The organism is Mycobacterium sp. PDNC021, from assembly GCF_048282635.1.
GTDB classification, from domain to species: Bacteria; Actinomycetota; Actinomycetes; order Mycobacteriales; family Mycobacteriaceae; genus Mycobacterium; species Mycobacterium llatzerense.
The window spans coordinates 4,252,252-4,273,290 of the sequence record NZ_CP182502.1; the positions used below are offsets into that span (position 1 = coordinate 4,252,252).

Annotated in this window: 22 protein-coding genes; 5 read left to right on the top strand and 17 right to left on the bottom strand. The window is 67.0% G+C overall.

From position 1 onward, the window contains the following. Nucleotides 1-5: 5 nt before the first annotated feature. On the top strand, nt 6-401 hold the full coding sequence (locus ACNO8X_RS20315) for an MmcQ/YjbR family DNA-binding protein (RefSeq protein WP_418005975.1): 396 nt from the start codon (nt 6-8) through the stop codon (nt 399-401). Here the strand turns inward: ACNO8X_RS20315 and ACNO8X_RS20320 are convergent. From ACNO8X_RS20320 to ACNO8X_RS20340, 5 genes are all read right to left on the bottom strand, one after another. Continuing rightward, nucleotides 379-1,014, bottom strand: coding sequence for a class I SAM-dependent methyltransferase (locus ACNO8X_RS20320; RefSeq protein WP_418002451.1), 636 nt, complete (start codon nt 1,012-1,014; stop codon nt 379-381). The two genes, ACNO8X_RS20315 and ACNO8X_RS20320, sit on opposite strands and share 23 nt — an antisense overlap. Before the next feature lie 97 nt (nt 1,015-1,111). Next, complete coding sequence (locus ACNO8X_RS20325; protein WP_418002452.1) at nt 1,112-2,113, bottom strand: DUF222 domain-containing protein; 1,002 nt, start codon at nt 2,111-2,113, stop codon at nt 1,112-1,114. A 54-nt stretch (nt 2,114-2,167) separates the two neighbouring features. Then, the gene (locus ACNO8X_RS20330) at nt 2,168-3,553 is read right to left on the bottom strand and encodes an IS256 family transposase (RefSeq protein WP_418002018.1); all 1,386 of its coding nucleotides are present in this window, start codon (nt 3,551-3,553) and stop codon (nt 2,168-2,170) included. Between the two features lie 35 nt (nt 3,554-3,588). Continuing rightward, on the bottom strand, nt 3,589-4,002 hold the full coding sequence (locus tag ACNO8X_RS20335; RefSeq protein ID WP_418002453.1) for a DUF222 domain-containing protein: 414 nt from the start codon (nt 4,000-4,002) through the stop codon (nt 3,589-3,591). 140 nt (nt 4,003-4,142) lie between these two features. Beyond that, nucleotides 4,143-5,468, bottom strand: a complete 1,326-nt coding sequence (locus tag ACNO8X_RS20340; RefSeq protein WP_418002454.1) for an ABC1 kinase family protein — start codon at nt 5,466-5,468, stop codon at nt 4,143-4,145. 100 nt (nt 5,469-5,568) lie between these two features. On the opposite strand from ACNO8X_RS20340, the gene ACNO8X_RS20345 reads away from it, so the two are divergent. After that, nucleotides 5,569-5,712: a hypothetical protein gene (locus ACNO8X_RS20345; RefSeq protein WP_418002455.1), complete on the top strand. Its 144-nt coding sequence runs from the start codon at nt 5,569-5,571 to the stop codon at nt 5,710-5,712. 7 nt (nt 5,713-5,719) lie between these two features. Then, a complete protein-coding gene (locus ACNO8X_RS20350) occupies nt 5,720-6,505 on the top strand; it encodes an MBL fold metallo-hydrolase (RefSeq protein WP_418002456.1) in 786 nt (261 codons plus the stop codon). On the opposite strand, the gene ACNO8X_RS20355 is transcribed toward ACNO8X_RS20350, so the two are convergent. Further along, complete coding sequence (locus ACNO8X_RS20355) at nt 6,502-7,626, bottom strand: M24 family metallopeptidase (protein ID WP_418002457.1); 1,125 nt, start codon at nt 7,624-7,626, stop codon at nt 6,502-6,504. The two genes, ACNO8X_RS20350 and ACNO8X_RS20355, sit on opposite strands and share 4 nt — an antisense overlap. A 17-nt stretch (nt 7,627-7,643) precedes the next feature. Between ACNO8X_RS20355 and ACNO8X_RS20360 the strand changes: the two genes are divergently transcribed. Further along, nucleotides 7,644-8,612: a 5'-3' exonuclease gene (locus ACNO8X_RS20360; RefSeq protein ID WP_418002458.1), complete on the top strand. Its 969-nt coding sequence runs from the start codon at nt 7,644-7,646 to the stop codon at nt 8,610-8,612. 84 nt (nt 8,613-8,696) lie between these two features. Here the strand turns inward: ACNO8X_RS20360 and ACNO8X_RS20365 are convergent, their stop codons facing one another. Continuing rightward, nucleotides 8,697-9,434, bottom strand: a complete 738-nt coding sequence (locus ACNO8X_RS20365) for a DUF4333 domain-containing protein (RefSeq protein ID WP_418002459.1) — start codon at nt 9,432-9,434, stop codon at nt 8,697-8,699. Nucleotides 9,435-9,592: 158 nt separating this feature from the next. Between ACNO8X_RS20365 and ACNO8X_RS20370 the strand changes: the two genes are divergently transcribed. Next, entirely contained in the window at nt 9,593-10,471 is an 879-nt protein-coding gene (locus ACNO8X_RS20370; protein WP_418002460.1) for an MBL fold metallo-hydrolase, read from the top strand. A gap of 27 nt (nt 10,472-10,498) precedes the next feature. On the opposite strand, the gene ACNO8X_RS20375 is transcribed toward ACNO8X_RS20370, so the two are convergent. The 10 genes from ACNO8X_RS20375 to ACNO8X_RS20420 form a co-directional block, all read right to left on the bottom strand. Beyond that, nucleotides 10,499-13,357: a DEAD/DEAH box helicase gene (locus ACNO8X_RS20375; protein ID WP_418002461.1), complete on the bottom strand. Its 2,859-nt coding sequence runs from the start codon at nt 13,355-13,357 to the stop codon at nt 10,499-10,501. Next, nucleotides 13,341-14,288 carry a twin-arginine translocase subunit TatC gene (tatC, locus tag ACNO8X_RS20380; RefSeq protein ID WP_418002462.1) on the bottom strand — a complete coding sequence of 316 codons (948 nt, stop codon included), beginning with the start codon at nt 14,286-14,288 and terminating at the stop codon, nt 13,341-13,343. The genes ACNO8X_RS20375 and tatC overlap by 17 nt, the downstream gene beginning before the upstream one ends. A 61-nt stretch (nt 14,289-14,349) precedes the next feature. Then, the gene (gene tatA, locus ACNO8X_RS20385; RefSeq protein WP_418002463.1) at nt 14,350-14,607 is read right to left on the bottom strand and encodes a Sec-independent protein translocase subunit TatA; all 258 of its coding nucleotides are present in this window, start codon (nt 14,605-14,607) and stop codon (nt 14,350-14,352) included. Nucleotides 14,608-14,638: 31 nt separating this feature from the next. Further along, on the bottom strand, nt 14,639-15,619 hold the full coding sequence (locus ACNO8X_RS20390; protein ID WP_418002464.1) for a helix-turn-helix transcriptional regulator: 981 nt from the start codon (nt 15,617-15,619) through the stop codon (nt 14,639-14,641). Beyond that, nucleotides 15,616-16,605: a helix-turn-helix transcriptional regulator gene (locus ACNO8X_RS20395; protein WP_418002465.1), complete on the bottom strand. Its 990-nt coding sequence runs from the start codon at nt 16,603-16,605 to the stop codon at nt 15,616-15,618. Before ACNO8X_RS20395 ends, ACNO8X_RS20390 begins: the two co-directional genes overlap by 4 nt. Nucleotides 16,606-16,674: 69 nt before the next feature. Next, complete coding sequence (gene pafA / locus ACNO8X_RS20400) at nt 16,675-18,033, bottom strand: Pup--protein ligase (RefSeq protein ID WP_110789119.1); 1,359 nt, start codon at nt 18,031-18,033, stop codon at nt 16,675-16,677. Between the two features lie 217 nt (nt 18,034-18,250). Continuing rightward, nucleotides 18,251-18,457, bottom strand: a complete 207-nt coding sequence (locus tag ACNO8X_RS20405) for a hypothetical protein (protein WP_133762603.1) — start codon at nt 18,455-18,457, stop codon at nt 18,251-18,253. A gap of 218 nt (nt 18,458-18,675) precedes the next feature. Further along, entirely contained in the window at nt 18,676-18,945 is a 270-nt protein-coding gene (locus tag ACNO8X_RS20410) for a metal-sensitive transcriptional regulator (protein WP_043393193.1), read from the bottom strand. Between the two features lie 56 nt (nt 18,946-19,001). Continuing rightward, a complete protein-coding gene (locus ACNO8X_RS20415; protein WP_418002466.1) occupies nt 19,002-20,183 on the bottom strand; it encodes an NAD(P)/FAD-dependent oxidoreductase in 1,182 nt (393 codons plus the stop codon). A 171-nt stretch (nt 20,184-20,354) separates the two neighbouring features. Then, nucleotides 20,355-20,924: a hypothetical protein gene (locus ACNO8X_RS20420; RefSeq protein WP_418005976.1), complete on the bottom strand. Its 570-nt coding sequence runs from the start codon at nt 20,922-20,924 to the stop codon at nt 20,355-20,357. Between the last annotated feature and the right edge of the window lie 115 nt (nt 20,925-21,039).

Consider the following 21,039-nt stretch of genomic DNA (forward strand, 5'->3'; position numbering starts at 1 on the left):
GCAATGTGCCGCATCCGATCATGTTCGACGATGACGACCCCGGCCTGGCGGAGCTGCGAGCGGTGGCGCTGAGCTTCCCCGAAGCCTTCGAGAAGGTGTCCTGGGGTCGGCCGGTGTTCTGTGCACCCAAGATGTTCGCGATGTACGGCGGCAATTCGAAGGCAACCGGCGAGATGGTCGCCTACCCATACTCCCTGTTGATCAAGGTCGACGAGTCCGACCGCGCAGCGCTGGAACAGGATTCGCGCTTCTACTACCCCGCCTACATGGGACCGTCTGGTTGGCTCGGGCTGGATTTCACCGCGGCGAAAGTCGACTGGAACGAGGTCCGCGAGCTGCTGGACGCGTCATTCCGGCTGGTCGCGACGAAGCGGCTGGTCAAACTGCTCGACGCGCAATGAGATACGCCTGCGCGGTGGATTCGAGTCCGTCGTCCGGTTGCCGGACCAGTTCGGCATAGACGCGGAACCCGCTGTTCGACAAGAGATCCGCGACGACTGTCGATTGACGACGGATGAACGTCAAGTTCACCGGCTCACCGTCGAAGTCCGTCAGCACCCGCGGTTCGTCGCCGACCTGAAATGCCAGCAGCACCACGCCGCCGGGCGCCAGCACCCGGTGGAATTCGGCGAAGACGCGCGGCAGATGCGTGTCGGGCACATGGATGATCGAGTACCAGGCGCAGAGCCCGACGACGCTGCCGTCGTCCGCATCGAGGTCGAGCATCGACCCGACCCGAAACGGCAGGCCCGGGTTGTGCTGCCGCGCCTGCGCGATCATGTTGGGAGACAGATCGATTCCGGTCACGTCCAAGCCGGCGGCGGCGAGTGCGGCGGTTGCCACCCCGGTGCCGCACCCGACGTCGAGCACGGGGCCTCGCGGTATCAGTTCGGCGAACGCGCCGATCATGGCGCGGTCCACCGGTCTGTCATCGAGGTGGTGCTGGAAGCGCGCGACGTACTTCGCGGCACTGCGGTCGTAGCCGTCGCGTGTCATGGCCAGAAAATCGGGCATCGGCCAACGGTACGCGGGCATGGCGACACAGTCGGCTGGACGCGTGGCATCCGCAGCGCGCCGACTTGCCGCGCCACCGGGCGCCGTTGGCGCCGGGTCAGCTTGTGGGACTGCCGCTTTCACTATCGCTATCCTCATCCTCGGTCGGATACAACGTCGGATGGTGGTACTGATTCGTTCGTGGTTGGCCGACGTCCAGTAGTGGTGGTGGGGTCCAGTGGGTGCGGCCGTGGGGGCCCATGGTGGTGGTCCAGCCGCCGGTGTCGGCGAGGCGGTTGTCGCGGCCGCAGGCCAGGGTGAGGTTGGTGATGTCGGTGGCTCCGCCGTGCTTCCACGGCGTGAGGTGATGAGCCTGGCTGCGGGAGGCGGGGGCGGTGCAGTTGGGCCGAGTGCAGCCCCGGTGGGCGGCGAACAGGGCGAGGCGTTGGGCGACGGTGGCGGTGCGACGTGCTCGGCCCAGGTACAGCGGTTGTTCGGTGTGGTCGTCGAACACGACGAGATAGTTGTCCGAGCCTTGGCCGGCCATCCGCACCAAATCTTCAACCGGCAGTTTCGTGCCGGTGTGGGTGTGCGCGACCCCGGCGCGCTTCTCCAAGTCGGTCACGGTGGTGGTGGCGACCACGGTGACCGGGAACCCGTTGTGCGCGCCGGATGTTCCGGAGGCGAGCATCATCCGGCCGACCATCTTGAAGGCGTCGTATTGGCGTTGCGCCAGGGTGCGGGTGTCCGCATCGATCTGTTCTTGGGTGGGGGTACCCGACAGGCAGGGCTCCGGGTCGGCCGGGTTGCACATGCCGGGGGCGGCGTATTTCTCGAACAGCGCTTCCCAGTAGGCCCGGCCTTCCGGATCGAGTTGGGCGGTGACGTCGGTGCGGCCGTCGGGCCGCTGCTTACCCATGGTGAAACTGCGTTTGGGGTCGGGTTCGTCATCGTCGGGTTCAGGCCCGTCCTGATCCAGCCGATACAACAGATCAGCAGCGGCTTTGCGTAGGTCCTCGGGCGTCTTGACCCGGGCCGCGGCCACCAGATCGGCCTGGCATTGCCACAGGGTGGCCGGATCCACCCACAGCGGCACCTTCTCAAAGAACCAGGTGATCACCGCGACGTGCTCACCATGAGCTTGTCAAGATTTTTGTGTATGAGTGGCGGTCATTTAGTAGATGTAGGGCTCTAGTCGGTCTGGGTAGTTAAGGACGAGGGCGGCCAGTGCGTGTTTCCAGCCGACGACGATGGCGCCTTCGACGAGGCGGTCTGTCCGTTTGTTGTCGCGAGGTGCCAGTCGCTCGCGCTGACGGACGCGTTCTCGGGCCCGTTTGTCCTCGATGTTGCAGATCGCCAGCCACAAAAGCTTCACTGCCGCTTGATCGTTGGGGAAATGCCCACGGTTCTTGATGATCTTGCGGAGTTGGTAGTTCAGCGATTCGATCGCGTTGGTGGTGTAGATGATTTTGCGGACCGCGGGTGGGAACGCCAGAAACGGGGTGAACCGTTCCCAGGCCGATTCCCAGGCCCGAACTGCGGTGGGATACTTCTGCCCCCACGCTGAGCCGGCGAACTCGTGCAAAGCGGTTTCAGCAGCATCGATGGTGGGTGCGGTGTAAATGCCACGCAGTGCGGCGGCCACTGGTTTGCGATCGCCGTAGGCGACAAAACGCATCGAGGCCCGGATCAGATGCACGGTGCACGTTTGAACAATGGTCTGCGGCCACGTCGCGGCGATCGCGTCACCGAAACCGGTCAACCCGTCCACACAGGCGATGAGCACATCCTTGACGCCACGATTGGCCAGTTCAGCGCATACACCGGCCCAAAACTTCGCCCCCTCGGTGGGCTGAACCCAAATCCCCAGGACATGGCGGATACCGTCGATATCGATGCCAACGGCGATGTGAGCAGCTTTATTGCGGACCTGGTTGCCGTCGCGGATTTTGATCACCAAGGCGTCCAGATAGACGATCGGATACATCGGGTCTAGCGGTCGGTGTTGCCATTCGAGGACCTCCTCGAGCACCGAATCGGTGATCTTGCTGATCGTTTCCCGCGAGATCTCGGTCCCGATCGTGGTGGCTAGGTGATGTTCGATATCGCGGATGGTCATGCCGCCGGCGTAGAGACTGATGATCATCGAATCCAGTCCGCCCACGCGCCGCGACCCTTTGGGGACCAGCATCGGGATGAAGCTGCCGTCGCGATCACGCGGGATCGCCAGCGTCACATCACCAACCTCACTGGCCACTGTCTTGGCGCTAAAACCGTTGCGGGAGTTGGGTAACACCCGACCGACGGGATCTCCCTTGTCATAGCCCAGATGGCTGGACAGCTCGGTCTGCAGGCCTCGCTCGAGGACCGCTTTGACCATCTCCTGCAGAAAGCCACCCTCGCCGGTCAACTGCAGCTCACCGGCGTCGATCTTGGCCAGTACCTCATCGAAACCGCCCGCGGCCTTCAACTCCTCGAACGCCTGCCGGCCCGAAACCAACCGGTCCGCATCATCATCGTCTTCGCCGTCAGCGGCCTGACTGTCCTGCCGAACAACCATGGACATCATCGTGCTCCATCTGGCTCATGCAGCTCCTACACAAACCATCTGACAGGTCCCTCACCATTGATCGCGCCTTCGGCCAGGGCGGCGGCGACCAGTTCCCACACCGGGCCCAACGGTTCCCCGGTGATCGCCGACCGCGGACCCAAGTTGCCGCAGTCCCGGACCCGGCGGCAGGCTTCCCCCCGGCCGATGCGGTGCCGGACGTGCAGCACCTCAGGCCAGTCTTTGGCCCCGATCTCCTTGGCCGTGGCCTGCGTCTGCGCCGCGGCCAGGATCTGATGATCGACCGCCTCGGCGGCACACTTCAACGTTTCGCGGCGCGACTGCAACGCCAACAACGTCCGCACGTCCAGACCGGTGTAGTCCAGGGACGCGAGCCGGGCCGTGGCAGCTTCGTACGCGGCGTACGCCTCTTCGATCACCGTGGGGTCGCTGTATCCCATAGTCGAACAATAGTTCGAGGCACCGACAAATTTCCGCGGTTTGGGACACCTGTGCCGAAAGTGACCAATGAGGCCAAACATGTTGCCCAGCAAGATGTTCCACCCGCTGCGACAACTCCGGAGCTACTGCGTCAAACTCGTCAGTCCTCGTGGAATCCGGGCACCCACTTGTCGACGATCTCGGCGTAGTTGATCGTCGCGTCGAGCTGTGCGGCGATCCCGAGCAGACCACCGAGCACCCGGAACATCATCAGGTAGTTGGGCGGCAGGTCCAGCTGACGGCTGGTCTTGAACGTGGCGGCGAACTGCTCGCTGCGGATATCGGCGGCGGTGGCGACGATCCCCTGCAGCCACTTGCGGCTGAAATGGAAGCTCTTGTGCCGCAACGGCTCGATGTACGGGCGCAGGTAGGAGTTGATCTCGTCGTGAGACACGGTGGCTCCCGCGGGCACGAAGCCTTCGGCCCGCAGGTAGTCCGTCAGCTCTTCCCATTTCTCGTCGCGAGCGAGCCGCAGGATCGGGCCGGTCGCCGCCGGAAGCCCACCCTCGTGGACCGCGACGGCGCCGAAATCCATGACGCCGAAACGCCCGTCGTCGAGCAGCATGAAATTGCCGGGGTGGGTGTCGACATGCAGCAACCCGCAGCGGTAGGGGGCGCTGATGGTGAACTCCAGCAGCATGTGCGCGCAATTGTTGCGCTCGTCGTCGCTGCCGTCCGTGATGATCTCGGAGAGCTTGCGACCATCCATCCATTCGGTGATGACCACCTTCGGCGCCGATGCAACGACGGGCGGCACGAAGAACTGCGGATCGCCGGCGAACGCTGTCGCGAATGCGCGCTGGTTGGTGGCCTCCAGCCGGTAGTCCAGCTCGTCTTCGGTGCGCTCGATCAGTTCGTCGATGATGCCCTTGACGTCCGCACCGGGGACGACCTGCTTGAACAAGGTGGTCAGCATGCGCAATGTCTTGAGGTCGGCGCGCACCGCCTGGTCGGCGCCGGGGTACTGCACCTTGACCGCGACCCGGCGGCCGTCGCCCCACACGGCGCTGTGCACCTGCCCGATGCTCGCGGAGGCGACGGGCTTGTCCTCGAAGGACTGGAAGCGCTCGCGCCACTTGGTGCCCAGCTGGGCGTCGAGCACGCGGTGCACCTTGTCCGCCGGCAGCGGCGGGGCGTCGCTCTGCAGCTTGGTCAGCGCTTCGCGGTACGGCTCGGCAAATGCCGGCGGGATGGCGGCCTCCATGACCGAAAGCGCCTGTCCGAGCTTCATGGCGGCGCCCTTGAGCTCCCCCAGCACCTGGAACAGCTGCTCGGCAGCCTTCTCGACCAATTCGGCGTTGACGTCCTCTTTGGACTTGCCTGCCATGCGCTTGCCGACGCCCAGGACGGCGCGGCCTGCGATCCCGGCAGGAAGGGTTGCCAGCTTGGCGGCACGTCCCGTGCGGCCACGGCGAATTTCAGCCATGGCGTTGATCTTGTCTTTCTTAGCCGATCTTGACAACACCCGCACCACTGAGACCTCGTCGGGCTGGTCGTCCGCCGACCGATCTCTATAGGCTGGCGCGATGCCACATCCGATCATGTTCGACGGCGACGAACCCGGGCCGGCCGGTGTGCTGCGCGCCCAGGACGAAGGGCGCGGGCTGCTCGGCGCGTCCTTCCGGTTGGTGGCGACGAAGCGGTTGGTGAAACTCCTCGAAGAACGGTGACCGTGCGATGAAGATTCATCACCTCAACTGCGGAACGATGGCGCTGGGAACCATCGACCATTGCCTGCTCGTAGAGCTATCCAGCGGCAGTTTGCTGTTGGTGGACACCGGATTTGGGCTCGATTGCGTACGCCGACCCGAATTGCTGGGATGGACACGGCACGCGATCGGGCCGGTGCTTCGGGAGTCCGAGACCGCCATCCGGCAGATCCAGGAACTCGGATACGACCCGACCGATGTACGCGACATCGTGGTGACGCATCTCGACTACGACCACACCGGCGGACTCGCCGACTTCCCTTGGGCGACCGTGCATGTACACGGGCCCGAGTACCGCGCCGGCATGCGACCCACCGCAATCGATCGCATCCGCTACCGCAGCGATCAGCTGTGGGCACACGGTGTGCGATGGCAGGTGAACGAACTCGGAGGCGGTGACCCGTGGTTCGGTTTCGAGGCGGTTCGCGAACTGCCGGGGCTGCCACCGCAGGTCCTCGTGGTCCCGCTCGTCGGCCACAGCCGTGGCCACGCCGGCGTGGCGATCGACACCGGCGCGGGCTGGCTGCTCCACGCCGGCGATGCCTACACCCGGGCCAGCGCCCTGACCCCCGGTATGACGGGGGCGGCCAGTCGCGCGTTGCACCTGCTGCTCGGGCATCCGAGTAGTCCCACGGCCCAGCTGCGCAACATGCATCGCCTGTCCGACCTCATCTCCGAGCATTCGGACGAGGTGACCGTCTTCTGCAGCCACGACAAGTCCACGTTCGATGGACTGGCGAGCCAGCCGAGCTAGTCGACCGGCACCACGACCAACTCGTGCGGCTGGTTGTTCATGGACACGCAGCCGTCGTCCGTGACGACGATGATGTCCTCGATCCGCGCGCCCCACTGCCCCGCGAAATAGACCCCGGGCTCGACGCTGAACGCCATGCCCGGCTCCAGCGTCAACCCATTGCCCGCCACGATGTAGGGCTCTTCGTGGACCGACAGGCCGATGCCGTGGCCCGTGCGGTGGACGAACACCTCGGCAAGCCCTTCTGCGGCAAGCACGTCGCGGGCCGCCGCGTCGATCTGCTCGGCGGTCATCCCCGGCCTGACCGCGGCCACCGCCGCGGCCTGCGCGCGTTGCAGCACCGAATACTGTTGCGCCACCACGGGATCGGGTTCGCCGATGCTGTAGGTCCTGGTGCAGTCCGAGTTGTAGCCGGGCTCGACCGGACCGCCGATATCGACGACGACGATGTCGCCGACCTGTAGTTCACGGTCGGAGCATTCGTGGTGCGGGTCCGCCCCGTTCGGCCCCGAGCCGACGATGATGAACGCCACCTCCGAATGACCCTCGGCGACAATCGCTTCCGCGATGTCCGCGGACACGTCGGCCTCGGTGCGTCCCGGCACCAGGAATTCGGGCACCCGCGCGTGCACCCGGTCGATGGCCGCGCCGGCCTTCGCCAGAGCGTCGATCTCGCTGGCGTCCTTGATCATTCGTAACTGCCGCAGCACGTCGGTGGCCAGCACCGGCACCGCACCGAGGACCGACGCCAGCGGTAGCAGGTGCAGCGCGGGCATGGCGTCGGTGACCGCGACCGCACTGCCCGGCAGCGCGGTCGCCACCAGCGCGTAGGGGTCATCGCCGTCGACCCAATCCTGAACCGCCAGGCCCAGTTCCAGGATCGCCGACTCCTTCAGCGAGGCCAGTTCCAGCCGCGGCACCACGACCGTCGGTGTCGAGCCGTCCGCCGGCACCACGAGCGCCGTCAGCCGCTCGAAGGTCTGCGCCCGCGAGCCCACCAGATACCGGAGGTCGTACCCCGGGGTGATGACCAAACCGGCCAGGCCGGCGGCGTGGGCAGCAGCGGCGGCCGAGCGCAGACGCGCGGCATAGACGTCGGTGTTGAATCGGCCTGAACTCATGGCAATAGGCTAGTGCGATGCCGATCGACATCCCCGGAACCCAGCCGATCCTGCTCCTCGACGGCGCCAGCATGTGGTTCCGCTCGTTCTTCGGGGTGCCGTCCTCGATCACGGCGCCCGACGGCCGCCCCGTCAACGCGGTCCGCGGTTTCCTCGACAACATCGCGGCCCTGGTCACCCAGCACCGCCCCGGCCGCCTCGTGGTGTGCCTGGACCTGGATTGGCGGCCGCAGTGGCGGGTCGACCTGATCCCGTCCTACAAGGCGCACCGGGTGGTCGAGGAGACGCCGGGCGACGACCCCGACGTCGAAGAAGTGCCCGACGACCTCACGCCGCAGGTCGCCATGATCATGGACTTGCTCGACGCGTTCGGCATCGCCACCGCGGGCGCACCCGGCTTCGAGGCCGACGACGTGCTCGGCACGCTGGCCACCCGGGAACAGACCGACCCGGCGATCGTGGTCAGCGGCGACCGCGACCTGCTGCAGCTCGCCAGCGATCACGCGCCAGGAATCAGGGTGTTCTATATCGGCCGCGGCCTGGCCAAGGCAGTGCTCTACGGGCCCGCGGAGGTCGCCGAGACCTACGGCGTCCCGCTGGATCGCGCCGGCGCCGCGTACGCCGAGCTGGCCCTGCTGCGCGGCGACGCGTCCGACGGACTGCCAGGGGTAGCCGGCATCGGCGAGAAGACGGCGTCCACCCTGCTGCAGACCTATGGCTCACTCACGGCGATCGAGGCCGCCGCCCAGGACTCAGGCTCCAAAATGGCTGCGGCACAACGTAAGAAACTGCTCGCCGCGACCGACTACATCGCCGCCGCACTGCCCGTCGTCCGGGTCGCGACCGATGCGCCGGTGTCCATGTCGACCGATTCGGATGCCCTGCCGCTGGTCGCCCGCGACCCGCAGCGGGTGGCCGAGCTGGCCGGCGCGTACGGCGTCACCAACTCGATCGCGCGGCTCCAGAAGGCCCTGGACAAGCTGTAGCTCGCCGGACTACCCGCGAGCAGACGTGAAAACCCCCATTTCGACTCGAAAATGGGGGTTTTCACGTCTGCTCAGCAGAGGAGATTACTTCGGGCGGCCGACCTCGTAGGTGCCCTTGTCGTCCTTGAAGGTGACCTTGACGGTGCGCTTGGTGCCGTCGATGCTCACGTCGCAGTCGAAGGTCTGGCCGGACTTGACCTCAGGGTCGGTGCCGTTGTTGCACTTGACGTCCTTGACGTTCTTGGCGCCGTAACCGGTGGACTCGTCGGTCAGGATCTTCTGCACGCCGGACTGCGCGGCGTTGATGTCGAGCTTGGTGGTGACGAAGAAGCCGGGCCACAGGAATCCGAGCACGCCGACGACCGCGACGATGACGGCGGCCACGACGCCACCGATGAGCAGCAGTGCCTTGTTGGACTTCTTGCCCGCCGGCGCACCGAACTGCTGGTCGAACTGCTGACCCGCGGCGCCCTCACCGAACTGCGGCTGGCCGTACTGTCCCGGCTGCCCGTACTGCGGTTGTCCGTACTGCGGTTGTCCGTACTGCGGCTGCCCGTAAGCACCGGCCTGCGGGTAGCCCTGCTGCGGGTAACCCGGGTATTGCTGCTGCGGATAGCCCGGCACCTGCTGCGCTCCAGGCTGCGCGGCACCAGGCTGACCCGCCGGGTACTGCTGCTGGTACTGCTCGGGGTTGTAGGCCGGCTGCTGCCCCCACGCCGGGGCGGCAGTGGTCGGCTGCTCGGCGCTGGGCGCCGGCTGACCCCAAGCGGGCTGCTGACCTTGCCACTGCTGCGACGGGTCAGTTCCCTCTGGACCGCTCATCGTTTCTCCTCGGTGCTCTCCCCTACCCGGATGTCACTGACTCCGGGGTGCTGGTCAACCACACTACCGGTGCAACCGTTTGTGGATGACCTGCACAGTCTTCCGTGGCGCGCGTGTCTGGCCGTCAGCTGACGAACGCTCGGCCTTACTCTCGCGGTATGACGGACCAAATCCGGCTCGGCAATGCCACCTTGACCCGCGTCGCGGAAACCCAGGTGCAGATCCCCACGTCGCTGTGGCCGTCGACGCCGCCGGAGGCCTGGCACGCCGAGGCCGACCTGCTGGTCCCACGGTTCTGGAACCCCGAGACCGACCTGTTCCGCATCGCCATTCAAAGCTGGGTGCTTCAGGTCGACGGGCTGACCATCGTCATCGACACCGGCGCGGGCAACGACCGGCACCGGCCGCACATGCCGCCGCTCGATCACCTGAACACGCCGTTCCTCGACAACATGCGGGCGGCCGGAATCGACCCGGGCGGCGTCGACGTCGTCCTCAACACACACCTGCACACCGACCATGTCGGCTGGAACACCCAACTGGTCGACGGCGCCTGGGCGCCGACGTTCCCGAACGCCCGCTATCTGATGCCCGAAGCGGATCACCGGTTCTTCGCGCCCGACAACCCCGACACCACCGACGAGATGCGAACGGTGTTCGAGGACAGCGTCATCCCCGTGGCCGACCAGACGGAGCTGTTCTCCGGTGACCACCAACTGAGCGATTCGGTGTGGCTGCGCCCCGCGCCCGGCCACACGCCCGGCTCGTCGGTGCTGTGGCTGGATGCCGGCAAGCCGGCCGTGTTCGTCGGCGACCTGACACACTGCCCGATCCAGATTCCCCGGCCCGATGATCCGTGCGCCTACGACGTCAACGCGGCCGAGGCCACCGTCACCCGCAAGCGGGTGTTCACCGAGGCATCGCGGCGGCGGGCGGCCGTCGTCCCCGCGCACTATGCAGGCCACGGCGGCGCCACCATCGTGGCGCGCGGCGACCGGTTCATGGTCGACGACTGGCTGGATCTGGGCCCGGCCTGACGCCGCGCAGCGGCCGATCGCGGCGCATCACATGGTGTCTATCGCCACCACGCCGCGGCGCACCGCCCCGATGGCCCGCTTTGCCGTCACCCGCAACTGCGGCGACGGCGCCGCCAGCCGCACCTGGTCCAGCAGATCCAGCACCTGACGGCACCACCGCACGAAATCGCCTGCGGGCAGAGCATTTCCGTTGCCATTGTCGGACATCAGCAGCGCCGCGGTCAGATCGCCGTACGTCGCCCAGCTGTACATGGCGGCCACGAAACCGCCGTCAGGTTCACGGCTGAACGGCAGCCGGTGCCGGCGCTCATCGCCGCGGATGTCGGTCCACAGCCGACGGGTCTTGGCCAGCGCGCGGCGCACCTCGTCGGTGGCCTGCTCGGCGCCCGGCGGCACCGTGGGGCCGTCACCACGTGACTCGAAAAGCACCGACGACAGCACCGCGGCCAGTTCCGCCGGATTCAGACCGTCCCACACGCCGCCGCGCAGACACTCGGCGACCAGCAGGTCGCTCTCGCTGTAGATCCGGGCCAGCAGCCGGCCGTCGTCGGTCACCGCCGGTTCGCCGTCGGCGCCTTCGATGAAGCCACGCTCGCTGAGCAGCGACACGATCCGGTCGAAGGTGCGAGCCAGCGAGTTGGTGGCCGCGGCGACCTTCTGCCGGGTCTGGTCGTTGTCGCGTTCGATGCGCAGATAGCGTTCGGCCGCACGCACTTTCGCCTCGCGGTCGGGCAGCTGATGCGCGGGGTGACGGCGCATCTGCTCCCGCAGACCGGCGAGCTCCGGGTCGATGTCCGGTGTCTCGTCAGCAGAACCGCGACTGCGGCGCACCGATGGCACGTCCAAGGCGTCGGCCGCCCGCAGCAGCGCCGAGGCCAGGTCACGGCGCACCTTCGGTTGCCGATGTTCCACCCGCTTGGGCAGGGACATGCTACCCAGACGCTGCGACGTTCCCGCATAGTCGGCAGCGGAAATCCTTCCCGCCCATCGATGTTCGGTCAACACCAGCGGCCGCGGGTCGTCGGCGTCGAAAGCCTCCTCCAGCACCACGGCCAGGCCACTGCGGCGGCCCAGGCCGATGGCGATGACGTCACCACGCTTCAGCGCGGCCAACGCATCGGCGATGCCCTTGCGCCGCGTCAGGCGGCCGGCCCGGGACTGTGCCCGCTCACGTTCGGTGATGGTCGCCCGCAGCCGGGCGTACTCCAGCACGGCGTTCCAATCGCCACCCTGCGCTGAATCCGCACTCTCACGTTGCTCGGCTGCAATCTCGGCGAGCATCCGCTCACCGCGCTTGATGCCGCGCACCAGCCCGGTCACCGACCGGTCCGCCTGGTACTGCGCGAAGGACTGCTCGAGCAGTCGGTGCGCCGCCGCCGGCGTCATGTGCTGAACCAGGTTGATGGTCATGTTGTAGGACGGCGCAAAGGAACTGCGCAGCGGGAACGTTCGGGTCGACGCCAGACCGGCGACCTGGGCCGGATCGGCCATCTCGTCGGTGGCATGCCACAACACGACGGCGTGGCCCTCGACGTCGATGCCGCGGCGCCCGGCGCGTCCGGTCAGCTGGGTGTACTCCCCCGGCGTCAACGGGGCGTGCTGCTCGCCGTTGTACTTGACCAGCCGTTCCAGCACGACGGTGCGGGCCGGCATATTGATGCCCAAAGCCAGTGTCTCCGTGGCGAAGACGGCTTTGACCAGACCTGCGGTGAACAGCTCCTCGACGGTGTGCCGGAACACCGGCAACAGTCCGGCGTGGTGGGCGGCCAGGCCGCGCAGCAGGCCTTCGCGCCATTCGTGATAGTCGAGCACCACCAGATCGGACTCAGCCAGATCGGCACAGCGCCGGTCGATGACCTCGGCGATCCGGTCGCGTTCGGCCTTGTTGGTCAGGCGCACCGCGGAACGCAGGCACTGCTTGACCGCGGCGTCGCACCCGGCGCGCGAGAACACGAACGTGATGGCCGGCAGCAGCCCGGCCTGGTCCAGCGTGCCGATGACGTCGGGCCGGCTCGGTGGCCGGTACATCGCGGGCCGGCCGCCGGAACGTCCGCGCCCGTCACCGCTTCGTCCCCGCGGCTGCCAGTCCATGAGCCGGTCCGCCTCGCGGCGATGCGCGATGTGCCGCAACAACTCCGGATCGACGCGGGCCTTACCCTTGCCGCCACCTTTGCCTCCGTCGACGCCCTTGGACAGGTCGAACAGGTCGAAGAGCCGCTTGCCCACCAGCATGTGCTGCCACAGCGGCACCGGGCGATGTTCGTCGACGACGACAGTCGTGTCACCGCGAACAGTCTGAATCCAGCCGCCGAACTCCTCGGCGTTACTCACCGTCGCCGACAGGCTGACCAGCCGAACCTCGTCGGGCAGATGCAGGATCACTTCCTCCCACACCGCGCCGCGCATGCGGTCGGCCAGGAAGTGCACCTCGTCCATCACCACATAGGCCAGGCCGTGCAGTGCATGCGAATCGGCGTAGAGCATGTTGCGCAGCACTTCGGTGGTCATCACCACGATGTCGGCGTCACCGTTGATTGCCTGATCACCGGTAAGCAGGCCGATGCGTTCGGGCCCGTAGCGGGCCACCAGGTCGTTGTGCTTCTGGTTGCTCAGCGCCTTGATCGGCGTGGTGTAGAAGCACTTCCGCCCGGCGGCCAGCGCCAGGTGCACCGCGAACTCGCCGACGACGGTCTTGCCGGCACCGGTCGGGGCACAGACCAGGACACCGCGACCATTCTCGAGCGCGATGCAGGCGTTGGTCTGAAAGGGGTCCAGGGTGAACGACAGGCCCGCGGCGAAGTCGCGCAGCTGAGGACCCGGCTCGGCGTCAGGCGCCGGTGCGGATTCTGGCGGCACCGCCGCCTGCGACTCAGGTGGCGTCGTCATCGATGGTCAGCCGGGTCGGAGTAGGCACGGCAGAAGGCGCATCGATGGGTTCGACCGACCCGATCGGGGCGGCCTCGTCGTCGGGAACAGCCTCGGCCTCGCGCCGGGCCTTGCGCCGGTCGTGCCACCGGGCCACCTGGATCGACATTTCCAGCAGCAATGTCAACGCCAGCGACAGCGCCAGCATGGAGAACGGATCCGAGCCGGGTGTCACGAACGCGGCGAAGACGAACAGGCCGAAGATCAGCCCGCGGCGCCAGGCCTTGAGCTTCTCGTAGGTGAGCACCCCGACCATGTTCAGCATGATGATCAGCAGCGGGAACTCGAAGCTGATGCCGAACACGACCAGCAGGTTGATCAGGAAGCCGAAGTACTGGTCACCGGACAGTGCGGTGATCTGCACATCGCTGCCGACGGTCAGCAGAAACGACAACGCGGTCGACAGCACCACGTACGCCAGGACCGAGCCAGACACGAACAGCACCGCACCGACGCCCACGAACAGCGACGCGAAGCGCCGTTCCTTCTTGTACAGGCCAGGGGTGATGAACGCCCAGATCTGGTACAGCCAGACGGGGCAGGCCAGGATGATGCCCGCCGCCATGCCGACCTTGAGCCGCAGCATGAACTGATCGAACGGCGCGGTGGCCAGCAGCCGGCACTCCCCGTCCGGGGCGATCGACGCGCGCGACGACGCGGGCAGCGAGCAGTACGGGCCGCGCAGCCAGTCACCGAGGCTGGGGAATCCGAAGACGCCGTGGCTGTACCAGAGGAAGCCGACGATGGTCGTCAACAGGACCGCGATGACCGCGATCAGCAACCGCGTCCGCAGCTCTTCGAGGTGATCGACGAGCGACATGGTGCCGTCGGGATTGACCCGCGACCGTCGACGGCGCGGGTCAAGCTTGCTGAAGATTCCAGATGCTGGCACGTGAGTATGAGAGGAGCCGACCGCCGCGGGCGCTGGCCTGTGGCGGGATCACGGCAAAAGGTCAGGCCGGGTGCTTGTCCGCGGCATCCGGCGCCGCCTGCGGTGCAGGCGCCGGGTTCTCGACACGTTCAGCAGTGATGGGACGCGGAGCCGCAGACTGCTCCGGCGTGCTGTCCGACTGCATTTCCTTCAACTCGGACTTGAAGATGCGCATCGACTTACCAAGCGAACGCGCGGCGTCCGGCAGCTTCTTCGCGCCGAAGAGCAGCACGAACACCGCGATGACGATCAACCAGTGCCACGGTTGCAAACCGCCCAATTTGGGTCACCTCCAGAAGTTGAGGCCGAGTCTACTCGCCAGGGCCGGGTTCATACGCCGCCAGCGCCGCCACCGCGGACTCGCGCACGCGGTCGGCGAGCGCGGGCGGGTCCAGGACCCGGACCGCCGAACCGAAACCGAGGACGAAACGGGCCATCCACTCGTCCGACGCGTAGGTCATGGTGGCTTCCCAGCTGCCGTCGGGAATCTCCCGCTGCACTGCCAGCGGGTAGTAGTCGAACATCCACGACGCGGACACGTCGATCAGCAGGGTCGCCACCGGAAGCGTCGGGTCCGCTGTGTCGGCGGAGAACAGTGACGTGTCGGGCCCGGCCTGCACGGCGGGCGCCGGCGGTGCGGCCGGTTCGTCCAGGGCGGTGGCGTCGACGATGCGGTCGAAGCGGAACAGCCGCACGCCCTCTGCGGTGCGGCACCATGCCTCCAGGTAGCTGTGGTCGCCGATGAGGGCCACCCGGATCGGGTCGACGGTGCGCTGCGAGACGGTGTCATGCGAAGCGGAGTGGTACTCGAGGGACAACGCCCGTTTGTCCCGGACCGCGGCCCGCACCACCGCGGTGGCCTTGTTCTCGGCGTCGCCGGTGATATCGGGGGCCGGTACCGACGCCGCGATCGCTCCGGCAGTGCCGGCGGCGGCCTCGATCTTGGCGATCACGCTGCGCGCCACGTCGGGGTCGACGACGCCGGGCACGTCGACGAGCGCCCGCAGCGCCATGAGCACACCGGTGGCCTCCGGTGAGGTGAGACGCAGCGCCCGGTCCATCCCGGCCGAGAAGATCACCTCGATGGTGTCGCCCTCGAAGTCCAGGTCGATCAGGTCGCCGGGGAGCCCGCCGGGCAGGCCGCACATCCACAGCTGGTTGAGATCGGCCAGCAGTTGCTTGCGGGTCACGCCCAGCTCGGCGGCCGCCTCGTCGTGGCTGATCTGCGGGTTCGCCTGGAAATACGGAACCATGTTCAAGAGCCGCACCAAGCGGTTCGACACGTTACTCATGCGCCCTCCCCCGCCTGCGCCCGCAGCCGGCCGATCACATTGTCCCGCAATGATTCCGGCTCCAGCACCACGGCGTCGGCGCCGTAACCGGCGACCTCGCGGGCCAGCCGGTCGACCATGCCGATGTCGACGACGACCTCGTCGCCGCTGCGCCCATTGCGCGCGCGGGGTGTGGTGCTGACGGCCTGCCGGCGCAGGGCAGTCCCCCGGCCGTCGGCTACCCAGATCCGGGCCAGCTCACCGGCCGGCCATTCGGCGACCGCCCGGTGCACGATGTCGCGCAGGTTGACCCCGTCCGGCCGGGTGACGGCGCGGTCGGGTCCCACCGCACGCACGCCATCGCCGATGCGCGATACCCGGAAGGTGCGCGCGGCGTTGCGGTCCCGATCGTGCCCGACGACGTACCACCGGCCGCGATAGGTGACCACGCCCCACGGCTCCAGAGTGCGGTCGATGTACGGCGCGCTCCGGTTCGGGCGATGCGCGAACTGCACGGCGCGTCCGGAGTCGATGGCGGACAACAGAATTCCCAGCGCCTCCTCCGAGCCGCGCAGCCCCGGGGCAGCCCCGGTGGTGATCGCGACGCCGGCGTCGGATGCGTCGACGTCCACCCCCGCGGCCCGCAACTTGAGCAGCGCGCTCTGCGTGGCCGTCACCATCTCCTGCGACTCCCAGAGCTGCGTGGCAATGGCGACGACGGCCGCTTCGTCGCCGGTCAGCTCGACAGGCGGCAACTCGTACGCGGTGCGATTGATGCGGTAGCCGTCGTTGACATCCATCATCGAGGCGCGCCCGGTCTCCAGCGGGATGCCGAGATCGCGCAGCTCGTTCTTGTCCCGTTCGAACATGCGGGAGAACGCTTCGTCGGTCGGCGGGTCCTGGTAGCCGGTGACGTTGGCCCGGATCTGCTCCGCGGACAGGTAACTACGGGTGGACAGGAGCGCAATGACGAGGTTCATCAACCGCTCTACCTTGGACGTCGCCACGTCCAACAGACTAAGTGGTTGCTGTGGGCTGCCCTGTTATCGGCGCGCCCGCCGCGACGGACGCGACCGTCACATGCTGGCGATCAGCCGGTTCACCCGCTCGTCGACCGACCGGAATGGGTCTTTGCACAGCACGGTGCGCTGTGCCTGGTCGTTGAGCTTGAGGTGCACCCAGTCGACGGTGAAGTCGCGCCCGGCTTCCTGTGCCGCCGTGATGAATTCGCCGCGCAGCTTGGCCCGGGTGGTCTGCGGCGGCGTGTTGACCGCCGCGTCGATCTCCTCGTCGGTGGTGATCCGGGCGGCCAATCCCTTGCGCTGCAACAGGTCGAACACGCCGCGACCACGCTTGATGTCGTGATACGCCAGATCCAGCTGGGCGATCTTGGGATCGGACAGTTCCATGCTGTAGCGATCCTGGTAGCGCTGGAACAGCTTCCGCTTGATCACCCAGTCGATCTCGGTGTCGACCTTGGCGAAGTCCTGGCTCTCGACAGCGTCGAGCTGCCGGCCCCACAGGTCGACGACCTGCTCGAGCTGCACGTTGGGCTCGCGGGTCTGCAGGTAATCGATGGCGCGCGAGTGGTATTCGCGCTGAATGTCCAGCGCCGAGGCCTGCCGTCCGCCCGCCAGCCGCACGGCGCGGCGCCCGGTCAGGTCGTGGCTGACCTCGCGGATGGCCCGAATCGGGTTGTCCAGTGAGAAGTCCCGGAACGGGACGCCTGCCTCGATCATTTCCAGCACCAACGAGGCGCTGCCCACCTTGAGCATGGTGGTGGCCTCGCACATGTTGGAGTCGCCGACGATGACGTGCAGCCGGCGGTACTTCTCGGCGTCGGCGTGCGGCTCGTCGCGGGTGTTGATGATCGGCCGCGAGCGCGTCGTGGCGCTGGAGACGCCCTCCCAGATGTGCTCGGCCCGCTGACTCAGACAGAAGGTCGCGGCCTTCGGGGTCTGCAGCACCTTGCCGGCGCCGCAGATCAGCTGGCGCGTGACCAGGAACGGCAGCAGTACGTCGGAGATCCGGGAGAACTCGCCGGCCCGCACGATCAGGTAGTTCTCGTGGCAACCGTAGGAGTTGCCGGCCGAATCGGTGTTGTTCTTGAACAGGTAGATGTCGCCGCCGATGCCCTCGTCGGCCAGCCGCTGCTCGGCGTCGACCAGCAGGTCTTCCAGCACGCGCTCACCGGCGCGGTCGTGGGTGACCAGCTGCGCCAGGTTGTCGCATTCGGCCGTCGCGTACTCGGGGTGGCTACCCACATCCAGGTACAGGCGCGCGCCGTTCCGGAGAAAGACGTTGGAACTGCGGCCCCAGGACACCACTCGCCGGAACAGATACCGCGCTACCTCGTCCGGGCTGAGCCGGCGGTGACCATGAAACGTGCAGGTCACGCCAAACTCGGTCTCGATTCCCATGATCCGTCGCTGCACATAATCGAGCTTACGGGTTGGCGTTGGGTATGGGTGAGCAACAGGCCGGGTAGCCCCCCGAGATAGGGCAGACACGCCCCACGGACCAAGTTTCATATCCGAGCCCCCACGATTTGCCACCACCGTGGCCCGCAAGCCATCCACGCCAGACAGCCAGAAATGGCTCCGTCCGCCACCCACGGTGGGTGGCGGACGGAGCCAGGCCAACTCGGCACGATCAGAACGGGGTGTCCAAGCTGCCCGCGGTCTGGTTGGCCTCGTCGTGGTTGGAGAAGTGCTCGCCCAGCACGTACGACGAATGCGGATCGGTCCCGTTGGGCACCAGCGGGTTGGTGTCGGCACTGGCGATCGGCGCCAGCAGGAGCGCGCCGGCAATGCCGGCCGCGGCCAGTCCGGGAGCGATGAACTTGATCGGGTTCTTCATGATCGGCGCCTTCTGTCAGAGTGCTCGTCCGTTTTCGGACTGACTCAATCGTCGGCTCTGAGCAGGCAAAAGTCGCTACGGCAGGCACCCATTCCGTATTGCAGCTAGCAGGAAGACCCCAATGGGTGTGCCGCAGACACTTTCACCAAGTTCACGCAGATCGATCAGTTGCTCACCATCATCAAGCGACCGAGCGCCTGATCCGCTGGACAGCGCAGCTAGGCCAACGACAGGAACAGCTTCTCCAGCTCGGCCTCGGTCATCGGCGCACGACCATCCTCGGCGTTCCCGGCCAGGCATTCGCGCAGGCCGGTGGCGACGATCTTGAACCCGGCGCGGTCCAGCGCCTTCGACACCGCCGCCAGTTGCGTGACGATGTCCTTGCACTCGCGGCCCTGCTCGATCATCGAGATGACCCCGGCCAACTGCCCCTGCGCCCGACGCAACCGGGCCAGGACGGCGGCCATGGCCTCTTCATCACCGACCATGTCGCACCTACCTTTCGTTAGTTTTCCGGCCCAATCCGCTGATACCCCACAGGGTATCAGCGGCCGGCCGGCACGGCGGCGCGCTCCCACAGCGCCCGCCATTCGTCTTCTTCGGCCTGCTTGTCGTGGTGCAGCAATTCGGACGGCTCGGTCAGATGGATCGCCGGATGCGGCATCGCAAAGAAGTTGCCCTTGCCCTGCGCCGAGACGTGCCCACCGACGTCGATGTAGCAGTAGCCCTCGCCCGATAGCGCGGCGCCGTCGTCGACCCGGCCGAGGTAGTGCAGGGCATTGCGGGCAGCGGCCTTTGCCCCGTTCTTGGCGAAGATCGCCGCCTTGGGCACCGTCCGACCGGACTCCGCGTTCACCGCGGCGGTGTCACCGATGGCGAAGATGCCCGGGTACCCGGTGGCCATATCGGTGTCGACGGCGATCCAGCCCACGCCGTCGAGCGTCACGGCCGGCTCGTGCGGCGGGACGAACACCAGCAGGTCGAACTCGGCACTGGCGCCGTCGGCGAAGTGGATCACCTTCTGCTCGGCGTCGATGCGTTCGACCGCATGCTCGCCATGGAAAGCAATGTTGTTGGCGCCCAACATCTCCACCAGTTCCAGCCCGGCGTACGGCCCCGCCGACGGCATGGGCTGCTTTTCCGGGGTGTACACCGTGATGTCGGTCGACTCACGATGGCCGTTGTCACGCAACAGGTCTGCGGCCAGCAGCGCACCCTCGTAGGGCGCGACGGGACAGCGGTACGGCAACGACGTGACCAGGAAGACGAGCCTGCCACCGGAGAATTGCTCCAGCGCGGTGTGCGCGGCAGCCGCGGCGTCAGCGCTGTAGTAGTGCACGGCCGATCCGGCGTCGACGGCGTCCCGCAGACCCGGAACCTTGTCGATGACATTGCGGGCACCGGTGGCGATGATCAATGCATCGAAGGCGATGTCGGTGCCGTCGGCCAACTTGACCATGCGGGCCGAATGATCCACGTCGGCAACGGTTCCGGTGACGGTGTTGACGCCGCGCAGGGCGGAAACCGTGGGTTCGATGGGCACGGTGCCTTCCTCGCGCCAACCGCGCAGCACCCACGGCAGGGTGAAACCGAGGAAGTGCGAGAAATCTTCGTCGACGATGGTGACGTCGAGATCATCAAGGGCCACACCGGATTCGGCGAGTTCCTTGACGACGGACAGGCCACCGATACCGGCGCCGAGGATGACCAACTTGCTGTTTTTCATGCTGCTACCTCCAGAACTTCATGCGGGATGGTCGATCGGATTTGGGGTGCCCTTCGCACCACTGGTCGGGGGGCACCGCGGCCTTGACCGCATCCACGTGCATCCCGCAGCCCGACCAGGTGGTCTTGCCGCACACCGAACAACGCTTGGGGTGACACATCTTCGAGCCTTTCAGTGGACGCGCGGACGCTCGATCTGGGTGAACTGCGGCATGGCGGTCAGGGTGACCACCGCCGCGAAATCGGATGCCACAGATTCGAGCGCCGGCAACTCGGTGAAGACCGGCCCGAAGAAGGTGTGACTGTTGATGGTCAGCAGCGGGCTGCCCCCGGTGGCGCCGTAGGCGTCCTGTGCGGCCTGATGCGACTGGGCGATGAGCTCGTCCAGCGAGTCATCGTCGAGCACGGCCGGCGTGATCTCCGCAGCCCCGACGGCGGCCAGGACCTTGGCTGCCAGCGCCTGGTCGACCGGCGCCGAGTGATCGAAATAGGCCTCGCCGAAAGTGAAGTAGGCGGTCACCAACGCTTCGACGCCCACGTCCCGGCGGATGGCGGCCATCAGCCGGCCGACCCGACGCGAGTCGGCCATCCGGGCCTGCTGCGGGGCAGGCAGTTCCCGCCCCTCGTTGAGCACAGCGAGATTCAGTAGCCGCCAATCGATCGCAGCCACGCCGGCCTCAGCCGCGGCCTGCAACCAGCGGGCCGTGTTCCAGGTGAACGGGCAGACCGGGTCCAGCCACATGGTCACCGCTGTCGGTTCGCCGTCTTGTTCACTGGCCACGTTGCACTCCTTGGTCATTCGATCCGATCGGGCGCGCCGCCCCGGGCCGTTCCCTTCGTTTATAGCATACCCCTAG